Source organism: Plantibacter sp. MDV22-iso1 (assembly GCF_058408345.1).
In genome coordinates this window covers 622,306-641,662 of record NZ_JBZVDY010000001.1, presented here as the reverse complement: position 1 = coordinate 641,662, position 19,357 = coordinate 622,306, and the positions used below count along the sequence as shown (strand labels likewise).

The following is a 19,357-nucleotide window of genomic DNA, read 5'->3' as shown; positions in this document are numbered from 1 at the left end:
CGGCTCAGGACGCGGCCGACACCGGCGCGGGCTCGGGAGATGACATTGCGCATGGATTCACCCCCTCAGGTCGCTCGGATGGACGGTCAGCGCCGGTCGAGGATCTTTTCGACCTTCTTGCCGTCGAGGTACTTGTCGCCGAGCTGGTCGAGCTGGTACTTCGCGAGGAAGGCTTCCTTCTCGGCGCGGGTCTTGAAGCACACGGCGAACCAGTACTCCGAGTCGGTGGCATCGCGGAAGCGGTTGCTCTCCTGCTTCGCGCGATCGCGGTAGCCCTGCTCGAGTGCGGTCAGCTCGGCGGCGGCATCCTGGGCGAGGTCGCCTGAGTACTCGACCTCGCCGAGCGGGGCCTCCCCGAGGAGATCATCGGTGTCGATGTCCAGGCCGACGTCGACGGGGCCGCCGAGCAGGTCGTCGAGCTTGGAGCCTCCGAGGAGGTCATCGAGGTTGTTGGTGTTCATGCTGGGTTCTCCGCTCGGCGGGCGATGGTGTCGATGGTGGGCCACCAGAGGCCATGGGCCTTCGCGACCGCATTGCGGGTCATGCCTGCTGCGAGGTCTGCGCGAATGGCCGCCTCGACGGCTGCGGTCTCCTTCCGGGGGCCGCGGGCGAAGGTGGACGGCTGGAACCGGCCTCGGTCGAGCGCATCCCGGAGGTTGCGGCTCGCATTGCCCGGGTAGAGGTGCTCCTCACGGATGCACGGCGGGTTGTCGCAGCGGTGGAGCGCGAACTCCTCGCCCCGCTCTCGGCAGAGTGACCACTCCAGGATGTGCCGGTGGACCTTGATCATTCGGGGGCGCACGTGGAGGAGCGCGTATCCGCTCTCGTGCTTGCCGCCGCGCCACTCATGGCAGGGACCGAGGTCGGGGCAACGCTCCACGACATCCCAGCCGATGGCCTCGATGCGCTCGTCGATGGTGAGGTGCTGTCTCGCACTGGTCCGGAGCATCAGCGGGCCATCTCGGCTCGGAACAGCTCCAGGTCAGCCAGCGGGAACCATCGGAGGATCTGCTGGTAATCCTCGGGGAAGCGCTCGCTGATCGGCTTGAGGAACCGGTAGTCGATGCCATCGAACGAGCGGCCGAACATGTCCGGGTCGTAGTCGACGGGGAGCTGGATGCCGGCGGCAGTGATGCGGCCGAGTACTTCCGCCTTCAGCCAGTCGGCGATGGGTGACACGTTCAGGAGGTGCTTCTTCATGACGCCGTGCTTCGAGAGTGAGGCGCGGCGGACGATGCTGTCGGCGGCCCGGACGCCATCGGCAACCCAGGTGTCAGCGGGTAGGCCGAGGTCCTCACGGATGTACGACCACATCTCCTCGTAGGTGACGGTGGGGAGCTGGGCGGCCTCGATGACCTCGCAGCGCTCGGGCGGCTGGAACACGAAGTTGTTGAGCCACCGGTAGAGCGACGGGTGCGGGTAGCGGTGGATCTGCTTTCCGAGGGCGTCCTCGAGGCGTGCGTAGCCGTCCTCGACGAACTGGAGGGTGCGGCCGGGCTCGCGGCCCGGGATGTAGTAGGGCGCGGCGAGACGGGTCTCAACGTCGGCATCCTGGAGGGCGAGCTCGGTCGCGATCGCATCCTTCCCGCCGGAGAACGCGACGAGCACGGTGCACCCCTCGGCGGCGAGCTGGGTGCGGATCTCGGCGGAGGTCGGTTGTCCCTTGATGATGGTGGTCATGCGTTCTCCCTCCACCCCTCAGGGAGCGCGACGGGGTTGTCGCAGCACTCGGTCTGGTAGTACAGGGTGTCGCCGAAGTCGGCATCCCCCGAGTGGTCGAACGAGACGCTGGACCGGTCGAACTCGGCATCACCGATCAGGTTCGAGTAGGACAGACGCTCGGCGTAGTCCACGGCAGCGAGGTCAGCGTCTCCGGTGATGAGCGAGTCGCACCACGGGCACCGGAGCGTCCGGTAGGTCTCACCATTATCGGTGACCTCGGCCTCGATGAGGGCGGGGAACGCGAAACCCTCGGCGGCGACCTGAGCGGCGGTGAGCGCCGCGACGACTGCGGCCGCCTCCGGGAACGTGCTCACGCTGCGACCTCCGCGGGCGAGTACTGCAGCAGATGCAGGGCATATCGGATGTCCCACCAGGTGAACGCCGGCCGCGCATCCGCGAGCACCGACTGCACGACTTCCTGACTGGGCTCCAGGTCGGGGGCGAGGCGGCGGAACTCACGGGCGGCCGCGAACGGCCGGGTGAGGTCCTCGACGAAGTCTGGGTGAGCCGACATGGTCTCTTCGGCGCCATCGGACAAGCGAACGGAGATTCGCTCTTCGGTGCGGCTGCGGTCATAGGCGGCGGTCACGACGCCGGAGTAGTCGAGAGCGATGGTCCCGGGCAGGTGCCGCATGGCGGACACGCGGTCGCCGACCTTCAGCTGCCTCATTCGGCACCACCGGCGGACTGGGCGACGCGGTGGGCGGGGTCGCGCATGTGGCGGTCTTCCCACAGGTCCTTCGCGCTCAAACCCTTGACGGCCCATCCGAGCGGGCGCGGGATCGAATGGAGGAACGCATAGGCCTTGTTCTCGGTCGCAAAGCCCTCATGGACGAGCGCGAAGGCGAGGTTGTCGCCGGTGTGCTCGCGGAGGATGCGCGCAAGGGCGGTGCGAGCCTCCTGCTCTGTGCCGCCGCCCCTGATGCTCCGGGCGACCATGGCATCCAGCAGCGGGATGCAGGGGCAGTTGGATGAGGTGGTCATGCTGCAAACACATAACAAGCGACTTGTTGTGCATAGCTCCATTCAGGTTGATTTACAGGGACATACATAACAAGTCACTTGTTCATTGATACCTTGTGCGTATGGACAATCTCTCCGAGCTGACCCAGGCCGCACAGCTCGCCGTGGCGAACACCCAGCGCCGCGACGCGCTCATCCTCGAAGCTCGTCTCGACGACTACCAGTGGGGGGCGATCGCGGCTGCCGCTGGTCTCTCGATCGTCGCCGTCCAAAACACCGCGAAGCGCCTCAATGGCGGCGTAATGCCGAAGCCCCGGAAGGAACCCTGACGTGGACCTTGCTGGAATCGCGGCAATCGCTGGAGTGCCGCTCGCAATACTCGCCGCAGTCGTGGCAATGCTCCGAGAGCGCGCCCCCTTACGAAGGCTCGAACGAGTCGCGCCACTAGTCGAGAGCATGGACGATCCGTCGCGGGCGCGCCGCGCCCTCCAATTGGTCCAGGATGACCTCGCGTTGCGAGTCGGTTTGGCCGAGACGGCTCCGCGGGAGGTCGCGTTGCTCCTGTGGAGCTCATACTTCGCAATCATGGTCTTCGTCAACGCGGCGTTCCTCGTTGCCGTGCCCATAGTCGGAAAACCGGACTTTGACCTGGTCGTCCAGCACGTCCTGCTCGAACTGCTCGTCATAGGGTTCTCCGTAGCGGCTGGCATCATGCGCTATCGCCGCCGGCGGGCGTGGCGAATCAAGCGACTCCGCGAGATCCTGAAGTGACCCTCAAGGGCGCAGGTGTACCTCGCCCCCGGAGGCTGAGCGATTGTGGGCATCCTTCGCGCTGTTCCGTCGCGTAAACGCCCCCGAGAAGCAGAAGGGCCCCGGCGAAGCGAGGGTGCCGTGGGGGCTCGCTCGCTCCTGCCGGGGCGCGGTTGAGGTCTGTCTGGATTAACAGACACCTCTGCCGTTGCATGAAATTGTGACACGTGTTCGATCAAGTGTCGCACACATTGTGCGCAGAATGATCATTTCACTCACATTTTGATCGATCCTGCGGGAGCAGTCCGCCCAGAAGAGCCCGGTTGGTCGCCTCGAGGTCCGCCACGGGCACTTAGACGTGATGCTCTGGACGGTGTACCCGGATCCAGCCGGCGTCGCGCCATCGTCGAATGGTGCGGGTTGTACGGCCGACGAGGTGGGCGGCCTCGGGGATGCCGACCCGCTGCTCGCCGTCGATCGTGAGGGTGCGAGCTCCGTGCTCACGAGTGACAGATGCTTTTTCTGCTCATGGCCCGACGGGTGTGCGCTTCTCGTCTCGCGCAGCAGATCCTCATGGGCGCGTAGGGAGTTCGTTCTTCACATAGACAGGATTCGCATTGGCTGCGTAGAAATCGAGCCAGGCGTTCCGTAGCATTTCGTCTTCAACGTCCCGACCGACGAAGATGAACCCATTTCCGCTGTGCGTTTCGATCGCTTCCCACCCGCCGTGTTCAGAAGCGAACTGCTGAGTCAGCTCGCCCCACGAGGGGTCGAGGTGGCGAGTGTCCGCTTGGTGCTTCTGTTCGATCACGTCGCCGGTCAGGGCGCAGTGCACCGGCGGCTGGCCACTCGCGAAGTCGGCATCGCGACGTCGCAGCCTTCCATCGTCAAGAGCAAATGCTAGGGCGCTCTTCACATTGGCGGCGACGGTGGGCTGGTCGATCACGTGGTGGTAGCTCCAGTCCCGTTCGTCACCGTCCGTGTGAACTGCGATGATCGCACGCTGCTTCCGTCCCACCGCCTCCTTCCCCGGCAGTCTCCACGTTTCCTCGACATAGAAGTGATCGACACCGGGGCCCATCTTCTCTTCAGCGTCGGAGTGAAGCTCTAACACCTCCCTGAGTAGCTGGTCGTGAGCTCCTGGTGGGATGGGCATTCTCACGGGGTAGGTATGAAGTATTTCATCTCTGATGAAGTTCTTGGCTGCAGTTCGACTCTTGAAGATCCTGGAGGGAAGCACGAAGGGAATTGCCATCATCGACTCATTTCAATGCTCGTAGGTGGTTGCCGCGCGAGTCACCATTGGCCGCAGAGCGAGGCTCGAAGCGCATCGTGAACTCGTCGCGGTTCAGTGCGACGACCTGGGCAAGTTCGTCGAATGTGTATCCGTGGTCGGCGAGGTGGACATCGATCAGCGATGACACGACCGTCGGATGATCGCGTGAGACTTCCACGGGCTCGGCTTTCCGCCAGCCCTTCTGTGACATCGATACCATCAAGCTTCGGTATCGAGTCTCATCGATGACGCCGAGGTCGCGGGCTCTGCGGACGAGCGCGCTTATAGACACTCGCCAGACGACCTTGAGTTGAGCCGCGCGAGCGAGCGTGATGCCTTTCAACTCGGTGCGGATCTCGGCCCCCGGCATGAGGAACTCCGCCGCGAAGGCATCCGCCTCGCGTTCTGCTTCGTCGGTCGTCACAAGGACTGAGTGCATTACGAGGTGCCCGAGTTCGTGCGCCAGGGTGAATCGTTCGCGGTCAGCTGGAAGGCCCGTGTTGAGAATGATCAGTGCGGGATAGGTGCCGACGTTGTCCAGGCTGATCGCCGCAATCTTGGGCGACTCGAGGTTGCTTCTGACCACGATAATGCCGGCAAGTTCCAGAGCTGCTGCCATGTCGCGAACCGGGCCCATGGGCATGCGCCATAGAGCTCTGACAGCGCGCGCGACCTCTGCCGGGCTGCCGTGCTCCTCCACTTCCAGGGACGGCACGACGTACTGGGTGCCAATCTCGATGCTACGGAGCAGTTTGTCGAGGCGCATCCGAGTGAGATTCACCTGCGCTTGGATCTTCCTCAGTGTTGTCTGCGGAAGCGCTTGCTGCTTCCGATGGTAGAAGGCTGCGCTTCCGAAGCCGTAGATCGGGTCGGACCAGCTAAAGGCCTCAACAGGGTAGTCGAGTGCGATTGCCAGCTGCTCGAGTCTGGCCGGGTCGAGCACCGCCAGGCCGTTCTCCACTTTCGAGAGCGTCGGCTGTGGAATGCCAGACAGCTTCGCCAGTTGGGCGCCGCTGTATCCCCGGGACTCGCGCAGAAGGGTGAGCATCTGCGGATTCATCGATCTATCCTTCGTCTTCCTGACGTGCGGCCGGGCGGGTGCTGCGGACAGGGGGGCCGGCGGGCGATTCTGCTCGTACCGGTGCGACCGTAGCAGACAGGTGCTCGTCCAAGTCGATCCTCCAGAGGACGTCGCCGCCAAAGGTACATGCGAGCGCAACGACATCGAGGCCGTCGCCAAGCTCGTCGGGAAGATAGCCGGCGACAACGTAGGTCGACGCTGTTCCGTCCAGTACAACTTGCTGGTATTCGAACTCGAGCCTCTGCTGGGTTGGCACGCCAGAGGTTTTCAAGGTGCGTCCGCGGAACTTCTTGAAACGCAGGATGATTCGGCCGTCATCTAAGGAGACGGTCAGCAACTGACTCTTCCGCTCGGTCGGTACACCCTGCGCGTCAAAGTAGGCCTCGGCGTACAGAGTGATGCGATCGTAGACAAAATTGGCGCGCGTGGTGGGTCTCGACGACGCCAGCTTCGGTGCTTGACGTACAGCTTCATGCCAGTCAGACCATCCCTGCGTGACGGCCTCCCGGATCGCATCGAGGTGGGGCGCGAGGATGGCTTCCGCATCGGGGAGGGCCAGGATATCTTCGAGCATGACCCCAGTATCGGGTATAAATTCTCGGCTGTCAACTATTCGGAATTTAATCACGCTCGCTTGGTTCCGCAGTGAGAAGGTCACGCGGCCTCCGTTGCTCTCGATCCGACGCAGCGGGTGCTGTTCTAGCCGACGCGGCCGCCGAGGACAGCGCTTCGTAGTCCGTTTGAGTGATTGAAGACGAGGTACACCGTGGGTTCAGGCAGGTGATCGAGATCTCGCCTTCGAACGAGAGCGGCGGCTTCCAGAGGAGTGTGCGGAGGGCGCACTTCGGGCATCGGATGTTGGTGATGCGGTGGGCGTACTCGGCCATGGGGTGCTGCGCCATGGCCGACTGCATGAGCTGGGCGAACCGGACGGCATCCTCGGCGCCGGCCTCGCGCGCCACCCACAGGTCGGGGTCGATTTGGTCGAGGTACCGCTCGGTGATCGCGTCGACCTCGAACACGTTGGCCGTCGACGGGAACCCCTCGGTGGGTCCGCCGATGAGCATGAGGAGCTCGTCGGCCATGCGCCACGTGTTCGGGACCGGGATGACCCAGCTGGACGCTGTGCGGACGCCGGACGTGTCCTGCTGCTGCGCTCGAGCGATGGACCGGAGGTGAGTCATCATGTCGTACGCGATCGACAGCGCCTCTTCGACCTTCTTCCGGCACGACCAGCACAGCATGCCGTGCTCGGCCGGGCGGGGCATGCAGCCGGTGCAGGCTTTGTCGGTGCGCTCGTGCATCCGGCTGGCGAAATTCCATGTGATCGTCTCCGCGGCGCGCTCGTGGCGGAGGTCGTCGCGGTTCCAGCGCCACTCGAAGCCGTCGCAGTTGGCGTGGTCCTCGCCCTTGATGGTGCCCGGGCGCAGGTCGTGGATGTCGTTGGTGATGCAGACGAGCGTCATGCGGCGTCCTCTCGGTGGCAGCGGCACGCGTCGCGGTGCCAGCTCGGGATGTTGTCGCGCACGGTCGAGTGGCCGTGCGGGGTCTTGCAGCACGACGGCTTGCAGGGCTTCGCGGGGCGGTCCCCGCGGCTGCTGCCGGGCGCGATGGGTCCCGTGTTGACGGGTCCGGTGATTCGGTTGCTCACGGGTGCGCCTCCAGGGCTTCGGTGAGGGCGATGACCTCGGCGGAGGTGAGGCGGCCGCGCGCGAGCAGGTTCGCGTAGAGCCCGGTCGTCGCTTCCCAGTTCAGGAGCGCCGACACGGGGGCCGCGACGGACATCGCTTCGGTGAGGGGCACGCCGGCGGCGAGGAGCTGGGCGGTAATCTGCCGTGCGCGGTCGATGATCAACGGGATGCGTCGACACTGCGTCGGTGAGTCCGATGCCGCGTGGTGCGTCGGACTCCGTGCCCTCTATCCCTGGCAGATTGTGGCGTCGGGAGAGCTCGCAGTCATGGCCGTGATGCTGTGGGGTAGGCGCGATCCTCAGACGTACCAGCTCATCGTGCTCGGGCTGCTCGTCGCTCTCGCGATTGTGTGGGGAGGCATTGCAGCACTGAACCGCGCCATTCGGAGCTTCCAACGGGCTGAGAGTGAGAGGTAAATCGTGTCGGGATCTCCTCAGGGGATCCGCCCCGCGTCCTGTACGGTCAGGGGCACGGCGCCGCTTCGGTTCCCGTGAACGGGACGAGCAGTCATGCCAGCACCATCCGAACCGACCGTGCAGCACGATGCCGTCCTCGGGGTGATCGGCACTTCGCTGAAGCCCGACGAACGACGCGTGCCGATCCACCCGGCGCACTTCGAGCGCATCCCGGAGGAGTTCCGGTCTCGGATCGTCGTGGAGCACGGCTACGGTGCCCGGTTCGGTGTCTCCGACGAGGAGATCGCGCCCTACGTCCGCTCGTTCGCGACACGCGCCGAGGTCATCGCGCAGGCCGACGTCGTCCTCCTGCCGAAACCGCAGCTCGAGGATGTCCAGGAGCTCCGCGACGGGCAGACACTCTGGGGCTGGCCGCACTGCGTCCAGGACACCGCGCTGACGCAGCTCGCGATCGACAAACGGCTCACGCTGATCGCCTTCGAGGCGATGAACCACTGGGCCGCCGACGGCAGCTTCGGCTTGCACGTCTTCCACAAGAACAACGAACTCGCCGGCTACAGCTCGGTGATCCACGCGTTGGAACTCTGCGGCTCCACCGGCAGCTACGGCCGTCGCCTGACCGCTGTGGTCATCGGCTTCGGCGCGACCGCCCGAGGTGCGGTGACCGCGCTCAACGCCCACGGGATCCACGACGTGCGCGTGCTCACCAACCGCCGGGTCGCGGCGGTCGCGGCGCCCATCCACTCCGCCCGCATGATCCAGTTCGACCACGATGACGGCCCGTACCTGAGCGAGGTCATCACCGACGAGGGTCGCGTACCACTCGCGCCCTTCCTGGCCGAGAGCGACATCGTCGTCAACTGCACGCTGCAGGACCCGAACGCACCACTGCTCTATCTCCGTGAGGACGACCTCGGCGCGTTCCGGCCCGGGAGCCTCATCGTGGACGTCTCCTGCGACGAGGGGATGGCGTTCGAATGGGCGCGTACCACCGGGTTCGACGACCCGATGTTCACCGTCGGGCCCGGGGAGATCAACTACTACGCGGTCGACCACAGCCCCTCGCTGCTGTGGAACTCGTCCAGTTGGGAGAACAGTGAGGCGTTGCTGCCGTTCCTGCCCACCGTCCTGGCCGGCCCGGCCGCCTGGGTCGACAGCCTGACCGTCCAGCGGGCCGTCGAGATCCAGAACGGCGTCATCCGCAACCCTGCGATCACCGAGTTCCAGCACCGTTCGGCCGAGTACCCGCACGAGGTCCTCCCGGGCTGATCGGTTCTCGGCCGACCGTTCAAGCAGCGGGCCGCGGCGGGCCTCTCGGTGAACCACTGACGGAGGCACCGCGCCCGGGAGGCCTCTCGCGGGCACTTCGACAGGCTCAGTGACCGGGGGTGGTCCGCCCGGAACCCTCGGGTCCTCGAGCAATCGTTCCCCGGTCACTGAGGGACCCCTTCCGGTCCCTGAGCCTGTCGAAGGGCACACGAACAACTTCCACACTCACCCTCACTCGGCATCTGGAATGTCAGTGGTCCATGGTGGACTTGTCCCATGACCGAGACCACCCTCACCGCGACCCGCGTCGGCGACGAGTACGCCGCGCAGCTCGCGGAGTTCTCGGACCATTACGCGGACATCCAGCGGCGTCGCTCCAACCTGGACGCTGAAGAGGCCCGGCTCCTCGCCCGCTCAGCGGCCTACGCGGACGCCTACGCCGACTCGGTCATCCCGACGGCCTTCCCTCCGGCCGAGCGCCTGGCGCTCTCGCGCCGCTCCACCTGCGCGGCCCTCGCGATGGCGACCCGCACCCCTGAGCGGATCGTGCAGCGTGCGACGAACGACGCCGAGCGCCTGGTGAACGAAGCGCCGGCCGTGCTTGCCTCCCTTGAGGCCGGTCGTATCTCGGCGCGGCACGCGCAGACGATCATCGACCAACTCAGTGATGTCCCGATCGAAGGGCGGGCGGTGTTCCTCTCGGAAGTCTTACCGGTCGCGGAGGAGTCCACGAACGCGAACCTCCGCAGGCGCGCCCGCGTCCTGCGCGAACGACTCCACCCCGAGTCCATCACCGCCCGAGCGATCCGCTCCGAGGCCGACCGCCGCGTCGAGTTCGAACCCGCAGCGGATGGTATGGCCTGGGTGCATCTCTTCACCACGGCCCCGATCGCGCAGGGCATCGTCGAGCGGATTGAGGCGGCCGCCGCCGAGTCACGCCAAGCGGGCGACATCCGCACCTGCGCACAATTGCAGGCCGACGCACTCGCGGCGCTCGCGCTCACCGGCGTCACACCGGACGACGTCATGTCGAGCCCGGTGCTCCCGCACCCGATCGAGGTCCAGGAGCACATCAAGCCGACCGTGCAGATCACGGTCCCGGCACTGAGCATGGCCGGTGTCTCAGACGCCCCGGCCACCCTCGACGGCTACGGGCCCATCGACCCCGAGACCGCCGCACGCATCGCGGTGAACGCTCCGAGCTTCACCCGGATCCTGGTCCAGCCGGAAACGGGTGCGGTTCTGTCCGTCGGGCGGCATCAATACCGCGTTCCGGCCGACCTCCAACGGGCAGTGCGGTTGCGGGACGGCACTTGTCGGGCACCTGGCTGCGGGAGACGGGCCCGGGCTTGCGAACTCGATCATTCCGTCGCCTGGGAACACGGAGGCACGACAGATGTGGGGAACCTCGCGTTCCTGTGTCGACATCACCACCGCCTGAAGCACCTCCCCGGGTGGAACCTCGACCACGGACCGGGTGGGGTCCTCGAGTGGACGACACCTGACGGCAAGCAGTACCGGACGGAACCGGACCCCGCACCGTTCTGACCCCCGCCGGTCCCTGAGCTGCGCCGCACTTCGACAGGCTCAGTGACCGGGTGTGGGTGAGTCCGGAAGGCTCTGGTCCCTGAGCTTGTCGAAGGGCAGCCGGGTCGCGCCGGCTCAGCGACCGGGCGAGGCGTGCCTGGGTGTTCCGGGCCCGTGAGCCTGTCGAAGGGCGCTCGGGCGTGGCACTCCCGAGTGGCTGCACGGCCTGAGAGGTTCGTGGCAGGCCGCGCAAGCGGTCGAGCCCGGCATGCACCCGCCCCTACGCTGGACGCTTGCGCCGTACGGCATCGGTCGGCGGAGGAACACATGGTGCACGACCGACTCGAGGAGGCATGGATGTTCGTTTGGCAGAGCTGGTGGGGTGTCGCCGCAGCGGCCGGGATAGCGCTGATCGCAGCGCTCGTCGTCATCGTGATCGTGTCGGTCTCCTTCCGGATGGCGGCGCGACGGAGCGAGTGGCCGGGAGCGCTCGCCGGGAGTGCCCGTCACCCCTTCCGGGCCCTCGTGATCCTGGTCGCCGTGTGGCCCGCGGTTGCGGCGACGCTTCCCGATGAGACCGCCCGTGGGTTCATCGACCAGACCTTCCGGATCGCGGTCATCGCCGCGGCCACATGGCTGGTCGCCGCACTGCTCGCCTTCGTCATCGGGCTCGGTCAGGCGCGGTACCGCATCGACGTCCCGAACAACAAGGTCGCCCGCCGCATGCAGACGCAGCTCGCGCTCGTCCGTCGCTTGGCGATCGCGGTCGTCGTCATCGTGGGTGTCGCCTCGATCCTCCTGACGTTCCCCGGCGTCCAGGGCGTCGGAGCGAGCGTGCTGGCCTCCGCCGGTGTCGTGAGCATCGTCGCCGGCCTCGCCGCGCAATCCGTCCTCGGGAACGTCTTCGCCGGGATCCAGCTCGCCTTCAGTGACGCGATCCGCGTCGACGACGTCGTCATCGTCGAGGGGGAGTGGGGCCGGATCGAGGAGATCACCCTCACCTACGTCGTCGTCGGCATCTGGGACGACCGCCGCATGGTGCTCCCCTCCACCTATTTCACCTCCACGCCCTTCCAGAACTGGACGCGGAACACGAGCGAGCTGCTCGGATCGGTCGAGTTCGACCTCGACTGGTGGGTGAGCCCCGCGGTCATGCGGACCGAGCTGGAGCGCATCCTCGACCGCACCGACCTCTGGGACGGCCGGGCGCAGGTGCTGCAGGTCACGGACGCCGTCGGCGGCTACGTGCGCATCCGCATCCTCGTCACCGCGGTGGACGCACCGACCCTCTTCGACCTCCGGTGCCTCGTGCGCGAGCAGATGGTCGAGTGGATCCTGGCGCAGAACCCGTCGGCGATCCCGCGCAACCGGGTGCAGATGGTCGAGCAGGAGCCTCGTCCGGAGCCGAAGCGCGGCGGTCCGGTGACCGAGCCGGTCGGGCTGTTCAGCGGCAGTGCCGAGGCCGAACAGCGCGCGAGCCTCTTCACGTCGTCGATCACCCTGCCCGACCTGGACGACGAACCCGAACGCTGACCGTCGCGCGGCCGGACGCGTGTGCACCGAATCGTTGTCGTTCCGGCGATCCTGTATGCGCTTCCCATCGCTACCATCAAGGGAACCTCGCCGGGTGACCTGCCGGCGGGCCGTCGGCGCTGCTGCCGACGTGAACGGACGGCGCCGGCCCGAACCCCGGCGACGGCATGCGAAGGAGACCGCGCGTGAACGACGACACCCTCTTCCTCACCGATGAGGACACCGCCGTCCCCGGCGAACGCCCGGAGCAGCGTCTCGAACGACGCTCCGCGTCCGTTCTGAAGCACCGACTCCTCGAGCAGGAACGCAAGCAGTTCGAGGAGTCCCTCGCCTCGGCGAAGACGGACGGCGCCCTCGAACGCGCAGCGGCCCTCATCGTCTCCGCCCGGCGACGCTTCCTCATCGGGGCGTCGAAGTCGTTCACCTACGCGTCGCTCCTCGCCGCGGACCTCAGTTACGGCCTCGCGAACGTCACACTCATCGACGGCACCATCGTGCGTCCCCTCGACGTCCTCAGCGACGTGCGGACGAGTGACGTCATGATCGCCGTGTCACTGCAGCGGTACCGGAAGTACACGATCGACTCCGTCGTCCCGTTCGCCGAGGCGGGAGGCAGTCTCGTACTCATCACCGACGCGCCGGACGCCCCGCTGACCCCGTACGCCGACGAGACGATCGTGCTCGGCCGTGCCGAGGACGGGCACCCGAGTTCCTCGATCGGGATCGCGCTCACCCTGCACGTCCTCGCCACGCTCACGACGGCCAGCGCCAAGGGCGCCGGCCGACGGGCGGTGGAGCGGGAGCGCCTCGCCGAGACGCTCGGGGTCTACGTCTCCGACGAAGACTGAGCGCGGACCGGGCTCAGCTTCCCGAACCCTTCCCCTCGCGCACGATCGACAAGGGTTCCGTGATGTCCTCGAGGGACTTCCGCGCGGCGTCGACCCCGAAGATGAGGGCGATCAACCCGCCGAGGATCATCACGCCGGCGCCGACGAAGTAGCCCACGGTGAGCGGCCCGCGGTCGGTGCCGTCGCCGATCAGGATCCCGTACAGCAGGGGCGCGACCGAACCCGCGATCTGTCCGATGGCGAAGAAATAGCCGATCACCTGGCTGCGGAGCTCGAGCGGGAAGATCTCGCTCACGGTCAGGTAGGCGCTGGACGCGCCGGCGGAGGCGAAGAAGAACGAGACGCACCAGAAGATCGTCTGCGTCGTCGCGTCGAGCGCACCGGCGTTGAAGAGCACCGCAGACACGGCCAGGACCGCCCCCGAGACCCCGTAGGTGAGGAAGATCATCTGGCGACGACCCCAGGTGTCGAACAGCCTGCCGAGGAGGAGCGGGCCGAGCAGGTTGCCGATCGCGAAGGGGAAGAAGTAGTACTGCGTCGACGAGGGGCTCGTGCCGTAGAAGTTCTGCAGCACGAGCGCGTAGGTGAAGAAGATCGCGTTGTACAGGAACGACTGCGTGATCATCATCGCGAGGCCGACGAAGGTGCGCTTCGGGTACTTCGAGAAGAGGACGCCGAAGATGGTCCGGATCGGGATGTGGCCCTGAGCCTGCACCGTGAGCGCCTTCGACTCGTCGACCGGCTCGATCGTCCCACCCTGCCTGCGGACGGTCGCCTCGATGTCGTCGACCGTGGCCTCGGCCTCCTGTTCCCGACCGTGCGTCATGAGCCACCGCGGACTCTCGGGGATGTGGCGTCGCAGGAAGATGATGGCGAGGCCGAGGACCGGCCCGATGAAGAACCCGATGCGCCAGCCGACGTCCTCCGCGAAGTAGTCGGTGTTCAGCAGGAAGAGGTTCGCGGCCGATCCGAGGGCGGCGCCGCCCCAGTAGGTGCCGTTGATGGCGATGTCGACGTGTCCGCGGTACTTGGACGGGATGAGCTCGTCGATGGCCGAGTTGATCGCCGCGTACTCGCCGCCGATGCCCATGCCGGCGAAGAACCGGAAGATGGCGAGGAACCAGAACGTGGGGGACAGGCCGGCGATGCCACTCGCGACGAGGTAGATCGCGAGGGTCAGGATGAAGAGCTTCTTGCGGCCGAGGCGGTCCGCCATGCGGCCGAAGACGAGCGCTCCCGTCACCTGGCCGAGCAGGTAGATCGTCCCGAGGAGGCCGACGTCCGCCGCCGACAGCCCCAACGACTTCTGGAATCCGGCGGAGGCGACGATCTGGATCTCGAGGCCGTCGAGCACCCACGAGAAGCCGAGACCGACGACGATCATCCAGTGGAACCGGGTCCACGGCAGTCGGTCCATCCTGGCAGGGACGAGGCTCCGCACCGGGGCCGGCTGCCCGGAGGTCGACGTGTTCGACATGGAATGACTCCTTCCACGGCCGTCCCGTCGACGGTCGATCCGGGAGATGACGCTACTCCCGCGGCGGGCATCGGACGTCGCCGATCGGTGCCCCTTGACTTCGTCCTGGCGGAGGAGCACCCTACGCCCGGCACCCCGTGCGATGGCGCCCGGTGGCGCGGAATGGTCGTACGCTCGAAGCGCGACGAGATCGCGGACGGCTGCCGAGGGCCGTCGAGGAGGAGGCGGCATGCACCTGGTCGAGGACAGCACCGAGACGGACATCACGCGGGTCTTCCAGGACCGGATCACCTCCGGCGTCGCCCCGGGATCCTACGTCGCCGTGTTCGACCGCGAGCGGGTCCGGTTCGAGCAGGGGTTCGGCGGAGTCACCGTGGGCGGTCCGGTGCCCGACGCCGACACGCTGTTCCGCATCGCCTCCTGCACGAAGAGCTTCACCGCCGCCGTGCTCCTCATCCTCCGCGACGCCGGCCGCCTCGACCTGGACGCGCCAGTGGACGGGTTCGTGCCGGAGTTCGCGCCGGTGCTCCCTGACGGCATCGCCGTCCGTCCGACCGTACGGATGCTCCTGACGATGTCGGGTGGGCTCGGAACGGACGATCCGTGGGGTGACCGCCAGGAGTCGATCACCGTGGACGAGTTCCGGCGGCTGCTCGTGCGCGGCGTCCGATGCGTCACGACGCCCGGGACGGCCTTCTCCTACTCGAACCTCGGCTACGCGTTGCTCGGGCAGGTCATCGAGCGTGTGACCGGTGGCTCCTACATCGACGCGGTGACCTCACTCCTGCTGGAGCCGCTCGGGCTCGGCGCCGTGTTCGAGCGACCCGAGGGCGACGGGGTGGTCACGGCGACCGGTCATCGTGTCCGCCGCGAACGGGCCGTCGATGAAGACGGCCGATTCGTCGAGGTCCCGTTCTCCGGGCCCGGGGTCTTCTCCTCGATCGGCGGGCTCTTCGCCTCGGCCTCCACCCTGATCGGATGGGGACGCTGGCTCGACGGCGCGTGGACCGGGGACGAGACCGGACCGCTGTCGAGCGCCAGCCGCCGCGAGATGCAGCAGCTGCACCGGCTGGCTCCGTCGCGGCCCACCCTCGACGGCGTGCCGCCGAGACTGGCGCTCGGCTACGGTTTCGGCCTCTTCGTCGAGGAGGACGCCGACCTCGGGACGCTCGTCTCGCACTCGGGCGGCTACCCCGGCTACAGTGCCCACATGCGGTGGCACCCGACATCGGGGTTCGGCGTCGTCGCCTTCGAGAACGCCGGCTACGCGGCCGTGGCGAAGCCCGCCGAACAGGCCTTGCGGCTGGCGATCGCGGGAGCCCAGGCCTCCGGCGAGCTGCTGGAACCGGCGATCCGCCCCTGGCCGGAGACCCTCGTGGCGTCCATGACCGCGACCGGGCTGCTGTCGCATTGGGACGACCGCGTCGCCGCGTCGCTGTTCGCCGAGAACGTCGCCCTCGACCGACCGCTGGACGAGCGACGCGAGGCGGTCGACGCCGCTGTCACCGCCGTCGGTGGCATCGCCGAGGTGGCTTCGGGACGTGCGACGCCGATCTGCGATTCGCCGGACCACCTGGTCTGGTTCGTCGAGGGGACGGAGGGCCGCCTCCGCCTGGAGGTCCGGATGACACCCGTGCTCCCGCTCCGGGTCCAGACCTTCACGGTGACGGTCGACGACCAGGGCGAGTGAACGCCGAACGCCGGCAGCTGAGGCTCAACTACCGGCGTTCAGGTGGAACAGGGTGGTTCGGTTCAGCCGATCGAGTCGTCGTCACCGTTGCCGTTGCGGTTCGTCGGGGAGATGTCCTCCGTCGACTCGACGTACTCGTAGTCGGTCGTCGTCGGGCCGTCGTGGTCGCCGGTGTTCGTCGCTTCGCCGACGGGACGGTAGATGAGCTGGCCTTCGCCGTAGGGCAGGACGAGCTCGCCGTCCTGACCGTCTTCGAGCGGGATGATCTCGCTGTCGAGCGGGCCGCCGGTGAGTTTCGCAAGAGTCTGTGACATGTCGCCAGCCTAGCCCCGACGACTGTCAGAGTGCTGCGATGGTCCAGGACACCCGGTGTGGTGTATTGGGAGCCAGGACGACGAGGTCGGTCCCGGTCGAGAAGGCGTCGGGTGGGCAGGTCATCGGTTCGACGGCGAGCCCCAGTCGGTTGAGCTCCGCGACGGGCTGATCGGCCGTGTGCACCTGGACCCAGGGCAGACCGTCACCCCAGTGCATGGCGACGCCGCTGCCGGAGGGCGTCGTCACCCGCACCGTGACCCGGCCGTCGACGTCGCGATCGAGCGCCGTGTACGCGTGGTCGATGAAGGTGTCGCCGATGACCCGGGGCGCGCGGAAGTCGAAGTGCTCCGTCGCCTCCGTGTCGACCCGCTCCAGCGAGACCGGGATGAGCCGGTCCGGTGTGACGGTGAGCACCTCGGCGGCGGGCAGTTCGAGCGTCCAGTCGTCGACGTGGCCCTCACCCGCGACGAGGTACGGGTGCGGTCCGGTGCCGTAGGGCGCGTCGACGTCACCGAGGTTCAGCGCCTCGACGTCGGTGTGGAGTCCGTCGTCGTCGAGCGTGTGGGTCGCGGTGACCTGGACACGGAACGGATAGCCCTCCTGCGCCTCGATGACCACGCGGAACGCAGCCGACGCGGCGCTCGACGACACGAGGTCCCACTCCGACCAGGCGGCGAGCCCGTGGAGGGCGTGGCCGCGAGCGGGTTCCGTGAGTGCGAGCTGGTGGTCGATCCCCGCGAAGGTGTACCGGCCGTCGACGACGCGGTTGGGCCACGGGGCGAGCATCGCACCGCGGAACGCCGGACGGACCTCCTCGGCGTCGAACGGGACCACGAGGTCTCGGCCGTCGTGCCGCAGGAACCGCAGCGAGGCGCCGACCGAGGCGATCGACGCGGTGTACGCACCGTGCTCGAGATCGACCCGTCGTCCCGAGATCGGACGTCGGTCGACGGAGGCGGACGGGGACACGGCGCTGGTGGATTCGGTCACGGCCCCATTCTGTCGCATCGAAGCCGACCGACCCGGCCGACTGGCGGTGCGGGTCGGGCGGTGGGACGCGGCTCAGTCGAGCGGGCGGCCGCGCATGTCCGAGAGGAACAGTGCGGCGACCGCGGCGACGACGAAGAAGGCGGCGAACACGGAGAAGAGCAGGGCCTGTCCTGCGAGGAGGAGCACCGGAACCGACAGCGGGGCGATGATCGAGGCGATGCGGCCGATACCGGCGGCCCACCCGGCCCCGGTCGCACGGAGCGCCGTCGGATACAGCTCCGGGGTCGTCGCGTACAGGGCGCCCCAGGCGCCGAGGTTGCAGAAGGACAGACACATGCCGAACACGATGATCATCGGTTCGGTCGTCGCCGTGCCGAACAGGACCGCCGACACCGCGGAGCCCGCCAGGAAGGTCGCGAGGGTCTGCTTCCGGCCCCAGGCCTCGATCAACCACGCCGAGACGGCGTAGCCCGGGATCTGGGCGAGGGTGATGATCAGGGTGAAACCGAAGGACCGGACGAGGGAGAACCCGGAGTCGACGAGGATCGTCGGGATCCAGATGAACGCGCCGTAGTAGGAGAAGTTGACGCAGAACCACACGATCCAGAGCGAACCGGTGTCGCGGCGGTGCGTGGCCACCCACAGTCCACGGAGGCGCTCGCCGGCGGAGGGGCCGGTGCTGACAGGGGTGTCGGTGGTGGTCTCATCAGCGGTCTCCGGGTGGGCGACGCCGGCCGATGCCTCGAACTCGCGGACGACCGCTTCTGCCTCGCGGTGGCGCCCACGCGACTCGAGGAAGCGCACCGACTCCGGGAGACGCGTCCGCACGATGGCCGCGTAGACCGCGGGCAATGCACCGATGGCGAGCGCCCAGCGCCACCCGTCGTCGCTCGTCGGCACGACCAGGTAGCCGATGAGGGCGGCGGCGATCCACCCGACGGCCCAGAACGCCTCGAGGAACACGATGATCCGCCCGCGGATCCGTGGCGGGGCGAACTCGCTCATGAGGGTCGAGGCGACGGGCAGCTCGGCGCCGAGTCCGAGGCCGACGATGAACCGCAGCACGATGAGCACGCCGAGTCCCCAGGCGAGGGCCGACGCGCCCGTCGCGATGCCGAACACGAGCAGGGTGATCGCGAAGACGTGGCGTCGACCGACCCGGTCGGCGAGCAGACCGCCGAGCGTCGCACCGATGGCCATGCCGAGGAACCCGGCTGAGGCGATCCAGGAGAGCTCGGTGTTGCCGAGCTGCCACTGGACGGCGAGCTGGGCGAGCACGAAGGACACGAGTCCGACGTCCATGGCGTCGAGGGCCCAGCCGACGCCGGAACCGACGAGCAGTCGCCCGTGGGCCTTGGTGAACGGGAGCGCGTCGAGGCGCTCGCTGCGGGTGCGGGGTGTGGTGGGGGCGGTGGACACGTCACCATTCTGGTGCAGGATGTGCCCACCGGCGTCGGTCCGTCGCAGATAGGCTGACGGCACGAACTGCAGGCGCGCGGCCGGGCAGTTCACCCGCTCCGCCCGCCGTTCCGTCGAAAGGCCACTCCCGTGACCGATGCACCGCCTCCCGACCCGCAGCAGCCTGACGGCCGCCCGCCGCAGTGGCCGACGGGTCAGCAGCCGCAGCAGCCGTATGGTCAGCAGCAGCAGCCATACGGCGGGCGACCACAGCAGCCGCCGTACGGGCAGGGATCGCAGCAGCAGAACCCGTACGGCCAGCAGCAGAACCCGTACCAGCAGAACCCGTATGGCGGGCAGCAGAACCCGTACCAGCAGAACCCGTATGGCGGGCAGCAGAACCCGTACCAG

At 67.5% G+C, this 19,357-nt stretch carries 23 protein-coding genes; 8 read left to right on the top strand and 15 right to left on the bottom strand.

The window, feature by feature from the left end:
• Positions 1-86 precede the first annotated feature (86 nt).
• The 6 genes from AC4PMY_RS03040 to AC4PMY_RS03015 are packed head-to-tail and all read right to left on the bottom strand — an operon-like array spanning position 87 to position 2,706.
• Positions 87-461 carry a hypothetical protein gene (locus tag AC4PMY_RS03040; protein ID WP_491621973.1) on the bottom strand — a complete coding sequence of 125 codons (375 nt, stop codon included), beginning with the start codon at positions 459-461 and terminating at the stop codon, positions 87-89.
• Complete coding sequence (locus tag AC4PMY_RS03035) at positions 458-949, bottom strand: hypothetical protein (RefSeq protein WP_491621972.1); 492 nt, start codon at positions 947-949, stop codon at positions 458-460. The genes AC4PMY_RS03040 and AC4PMY_RS03035 overlap by 4 nt, the downstream gene beginning before the upstream one ends.
• Positions 949-1,680, bottom strand: a complete 732-nt coding sequence (locus AC4PMY_RS03030) for an adenine nucleotide alpha hydrolase family protein (protein WP_491621971.1) — start codon at positions 1,678-1,680, stop codon at positions 949-951. Before AC4PMY_RS03030 ends, AC4PMY_RS03035 begins: the two co-directional genes overlap by 1 nt.
• Complete coding sequence (locus tag AC4PMY_RS03025; RefSeq protein WP_491621970.1) at positions 1,677-2,036, bottom strand: hypothetical protein; 360 nt, start codon at positions 2,034-2,036, stop codon at positions 1,677-1,679. Before AC4PMY_RS03025 ends, AC4PMY_RS03030 begins: the two co-directional genes overlap by 4 nt.
• Complete coding sequence (locus AC4PMY_RS03020) at positions 2,033-2,365, bottom strand: hypothetical protein (protein WP_491621969.1); 333 nt, start codon at positions 2,363-2,365, stop codon at positions 2,033-2,035. Before AC4PMY_RS03020 ends, AC4PMY_RS03025 begins: the two co-directional genes overlap by 4 nt.
• A 23-nt stretch (positions 2,366-2,388) precedes the next feature.
• Entirely contained in the window at positions 2,389-2,706 is a 318-nt protein-coding gene (locus AC4PMY_RS03015; protein WP_491621968.1) for a hypothetical protein, read from the bottom strand.
• A gap of 101 nt (positions 2,707-2,807) precedes the next feature.
• Between AC4PMY_RS03015 and AC4PMY_RS03010 the strand changes: the two genes are divergently transcribed.
• Complete coding sequence (locus AC4PMY_RS03010; protein ID WP_491621967.1) at positions 2,808-3,014, top strand: hypothetical protein; 207 nt, start codon at positions 2,808-2,810, stop codon at positions 3,012-3,014.
• A 1-nt stretch (position 3,015) separates the two neighbouring features.
• Positions 3,016-3,456, top strand: a complete 441-nt coding sequence (locus AC4PMY_RS03005; RefSeq protein ID WP_491621966.1) for a hypothetical protein — start codon at positions 3,016-3,018, stop codon at positions 3,454-3,456.
• Positions 3,457-4,006: 550 nt separating this feature from the next.
• On the opposite strand, the gene AC4PMY_RS03000 is transcribed toward AC4PMY_RS03005, so the two are convergent.
• The 5 genes from AC4PMY_RS03000 to AC4PMY_RS02980 form a co-directional block, all read right to left on the bottom strand.
• Entirely contained in the window at positions 4,007-4,690 is a 684-nt protein-coding gene (locus tag AC4PMY_RS03000; protein WP_491621965.1) for a DCL family protein, read from the bottom strand.
• Positions 4,691-4,697: 7 nt separating this feature from the next.
• Complete coding sequence (locus tag AC4PMY_RS02995) at positions 4,698-5,771, bottom strand: ImmA/IrrE family metallo-endopeptidase (protein WP_491621964.1); 1,074 nt, start codon at positions 5,769-5,771, stop codon at positions 4,698-4,700.
• Positions 5,772-5,775: 4 nt separating this feature from the next.
• On the bottom strand, positions 5,776-6,366 hold the full coding sequence (locus AC4PMY_RS02990; RefSeq protein ID WP_491621963.1) for a hypothetical protein: 591 nt from the start codon (positions 6,364-6,366) through the stop codon (positions 5,776-5,778).
• A gap of 46 nt (positions 6,367-6,412) precedes the next feature.
• A complete protein-coding gene (locus AC4PMY_RS02985; protein ID WP_491621962.1) occupies positions 6,413-7,258 on the bottom strand; it encodes a hypothetical protein in 846 nt (281 codons plus the stop codon).
• Between the two features lie 181 nt (positions 7,259-7,439).
• Complete coding sequence (locus AC4PMY_RS02980; RefSeq protein ID WP_491621961.1) at positions 7,440-7,646, bottom strand: hypothetical protein; 207 nt, start codon at positions 7,644-7,646, stop codon at positions 7,440-7,442.
• 346 nt (positions 7,647-7,992) lie between these two features.
• On the opposite strand from AC4PMY_RS02980, the gene AC4PMY_RS02975 reads away from it, so the two are divergent.
• The 4 genes from AC4PMY_RS02975 (at position 7,993) to AC4PMY_RS02960 (ending at position 13,076) form a co-directional block, all read left to right on the top strand.
• A complete protein-coding gene (locus AC4PMY_RS02975; RefSeq protein WP_491621960.1) occupies positions 7,993-9,168 on the top strand; it encodes a N(5)-(carboxyethyl)ornithine synthase in 1,176 nt (391 codons plus the stop codon).
• A gap of 276 nt (positions 9,169-9,444) precedes the next feature.
• On the top strand, positions 9,445-10,716 hold the full coding sequence (locus AC4PMY_RS02970) for an HNH endonuclease signature motif containing protein (protein WP_491621959.1): 1,272 nt from the start codon (positions 9,445-9,447) through the stop codon (positions 10,714-10,716).
• Between the two features lie 336 nt (positions 10,717-11,052).
• Positions 11,053-12,228 (top strand): mechanosensitive ion channel family protein, encoded by a 1,176-nt coding sequence (locus AC4PMY_RS02965; RefSeq protein WP_071261262.1) that lies wholly within the window; start codon positions 11,053-11,055, stop codon positions 12,226-12,228.
• A gap of 185 nt (positions 12,229-12,413) precedes the next feature.
• Entirely contained in the window at positions 12,414-13,076 is a 663-nt protein-coding gene (locus AC4PMY_RS02960; RefSeq protein ID WP_491621958.1) for a MurR/RpiR family transcriptional regulator, read from the top strand.
• A 13-nt stretch (positions 13,077-13,089) separates the two neighbouring features.
• Here AC4PMY_RS02960 and AC4PMY_RS02955 read toward each other — a convergent pair whose 3' ends face one another.
• Entirely contained in the window at positions 13,090-14,553 is a 1,464-nt protein-coding gene (locus AC4PMY_RS02955) for an MFS transporter (RefSeq protein ID WP_491621957.1), read from the bottom strand.
• A gap of 229 nt (positions 14,554-14,782) precedes the next feature.
• Between AC4PMY_RS02955 and AC4PMY_RS02950 the strand changes: the two genes are divergently transcribed.
• Positions 14,783-16,243, top strand: coding sequence for a serine hydrolase domain-containing protein (locus tag AC4PMY_RS02950; RefSeq protein ID WP_491621956.1), 1,461 nt, complete (start codon positions 14,783-14,785; stop codon positions 16,241-16,243).
• Positions 16,244-16,305: 62 nt separating this feature from the next.
• Here AC4PMY_RS02950 and AC4PMY_RS02945 read toward each other — a convergent pair whose 3' ends face one another.
• The 3 genes from AC4PMY_RS02945 to AC4PMY_RS02935 form a co-directional block, all read right to left on the bottom strand.
• Entirely contained in the window at positions 16,306-16,557 is a 252-nt protein-coding gene (locus AC4PMY_RS02945; protein ID WP_079001938.1) for a response regulator, read from the bottom strand.
• Positions 16,558-16,582: 25 nt separating this feature from the next.
• Positions 16,583-17,548, bottom strand: coding sequence for an aldose 1-epimerase family protein (locus AC4PMY_RS02940; protein WP_491621955.1), 966 nt, complete (start codon positions 17,546-17,548; stop codon positions 16,583-16,585).
• A gap of 72 nt (positions 17,549-17,620) precedes the next feature.
• Positions 17,621-18,967: an MFS transporter gene (locus AC4PMY_RS02935; protein WP_491621954.1), complete on the bottom strand. Its 1,347-nt coding sequence runs from the start codon at positions 18,965-18,967 to the stop codon at positions 17,621-17,623.
• A gap of 129 nt (positions 18,968-19,096) precedes the next feature.
• On the opposite strand from AC4PMY_RS02935, the gene AC4PMY_RS02930 reads away from it, so the two are divergent.
• The coding region (locus AC4PMY_RS02930) for a hypothetical protein (RefSeq protein WP_491621953.1) at positions 19,097-19,357 on the top strand (261 nt) is incomplete at its 3' end.

What these genes read in the sequence shown, in the direction of transcription:
- AC4PMY_RS02945 (WP_079001938.1), bottom strand. Translation starts at nt 16,557, where the DNA reads ATGTCACAGACTCTTGCGAAACTCACCGGCGGCCCGCTCGACAGCGAG.
- AC4PMY_RS03010 (WP_491621967.1), top strand. Translation starts at nt 2,808, where the DNA reads ATGGACAATCTCTCCGAGCTGACCCAGGCCGCACAGCTCGCCGTGGCG.
- AC4PMY_RS02990 (WP_491621963.1), bottom strand. Translation starts at nt 6,366, where the DNA reads ATGCTCGAAGATATCCTGGCCCTCCCCGATGCGGAAGCCATCCTCGCG.
- AC4PMY_RS03035 (WP_491621972.1), bottom strand. Translation starts at nt 949, where the DNA reads ATGCTCCGGACCAGTGCGAGACAGCACCTCACCATCGACGAGCGCATC.
- AC4PMY_RS03030 (WP_491621971.1), bottom strand. Translation starts at nt 1,680, where the DNA reads ATGACCACCATCATCAAGGGACAACCGACCTCCGCCGAGATCCGCACC.
- AC4PMY_RS02975 (WP_491621960.1), top strand. Translation starts at nt 7,993, where the DNA reads ATGCCAGCACCATCCGAACCGACCGTGCAGCACGATGCCGTCCTCGGG.
- AC4PMY_RS02970 (WP_491621959.1), top strand. Translation starts at nt 9,445, where the DNA reads ATGACCGAGACCACCCTCACCGCGACCCGCGTCGGCGACGAGTACGCC.
- AC4PMY_RS02995 (WP_491621964.1), bottom strand. Translation starts at nt 5,771, where the DNA reads ATGAATCCGCAGATGCTCACCCTTCTGCGCGAGTCCCGGGGATACAGC.
- AC4PMY_RS02985 (WP_491621962.1), bottom strand. Translation starts at nt 7,258, where the DNA reads ATGACGCTCGTCTGCATCACCAACGACATCCACGACCTGCGCCCGGGC.
- AC4PMY_RS03000 (WP_491621965.1), bottom strand. Translation starts at nt 4,690, where the DNA reads ATGGCAATTCCCTTCGTGCTTCCCTCCAGGATCTTCAAGAGTCGAACT.
- AC4PMY_RS03015 (WP_491621968.1), bottom strand. Translation starts at nt 2,706, where the DNA reads ATGACCACCTCATCCAACTGCCCCTGCATCCCGCTGCTGGATGCCATG.
- AC4PMY_RS02955 (WP_491621957.1), bottom strand. Translation starts at nt 14,553, where the DNA reads ATGTCGAACACGTCGACCTCCGGGCAGCCGGCCCCGGTGCGGAGCCTC.
- AC4PMY_RS02950 (WP_491621956.1), top strand. Translation starts at nt 14,783, where the DNA reads ATGCACCTGGTCGAGGACAGCACCGAGACGGACATCACGCGGGTCTTC.
- AC4PMY_RS02965 (WP_071261262.1), top strand. Translation starts at nt 11,053, where the DNA reads ATGTTCGTTTGGCAGAGCTGGTGGGGTGTCGCCGCAGCGGCCGGGATA.
- AC4PMY_RS03040 (WP_491621973.1), bottom strand. Translation starts at nt 461, where the DNA reads ATGAACACCAACAACCTCGATGACCTCCTCGGAGGCTCCAAGCTCGAC.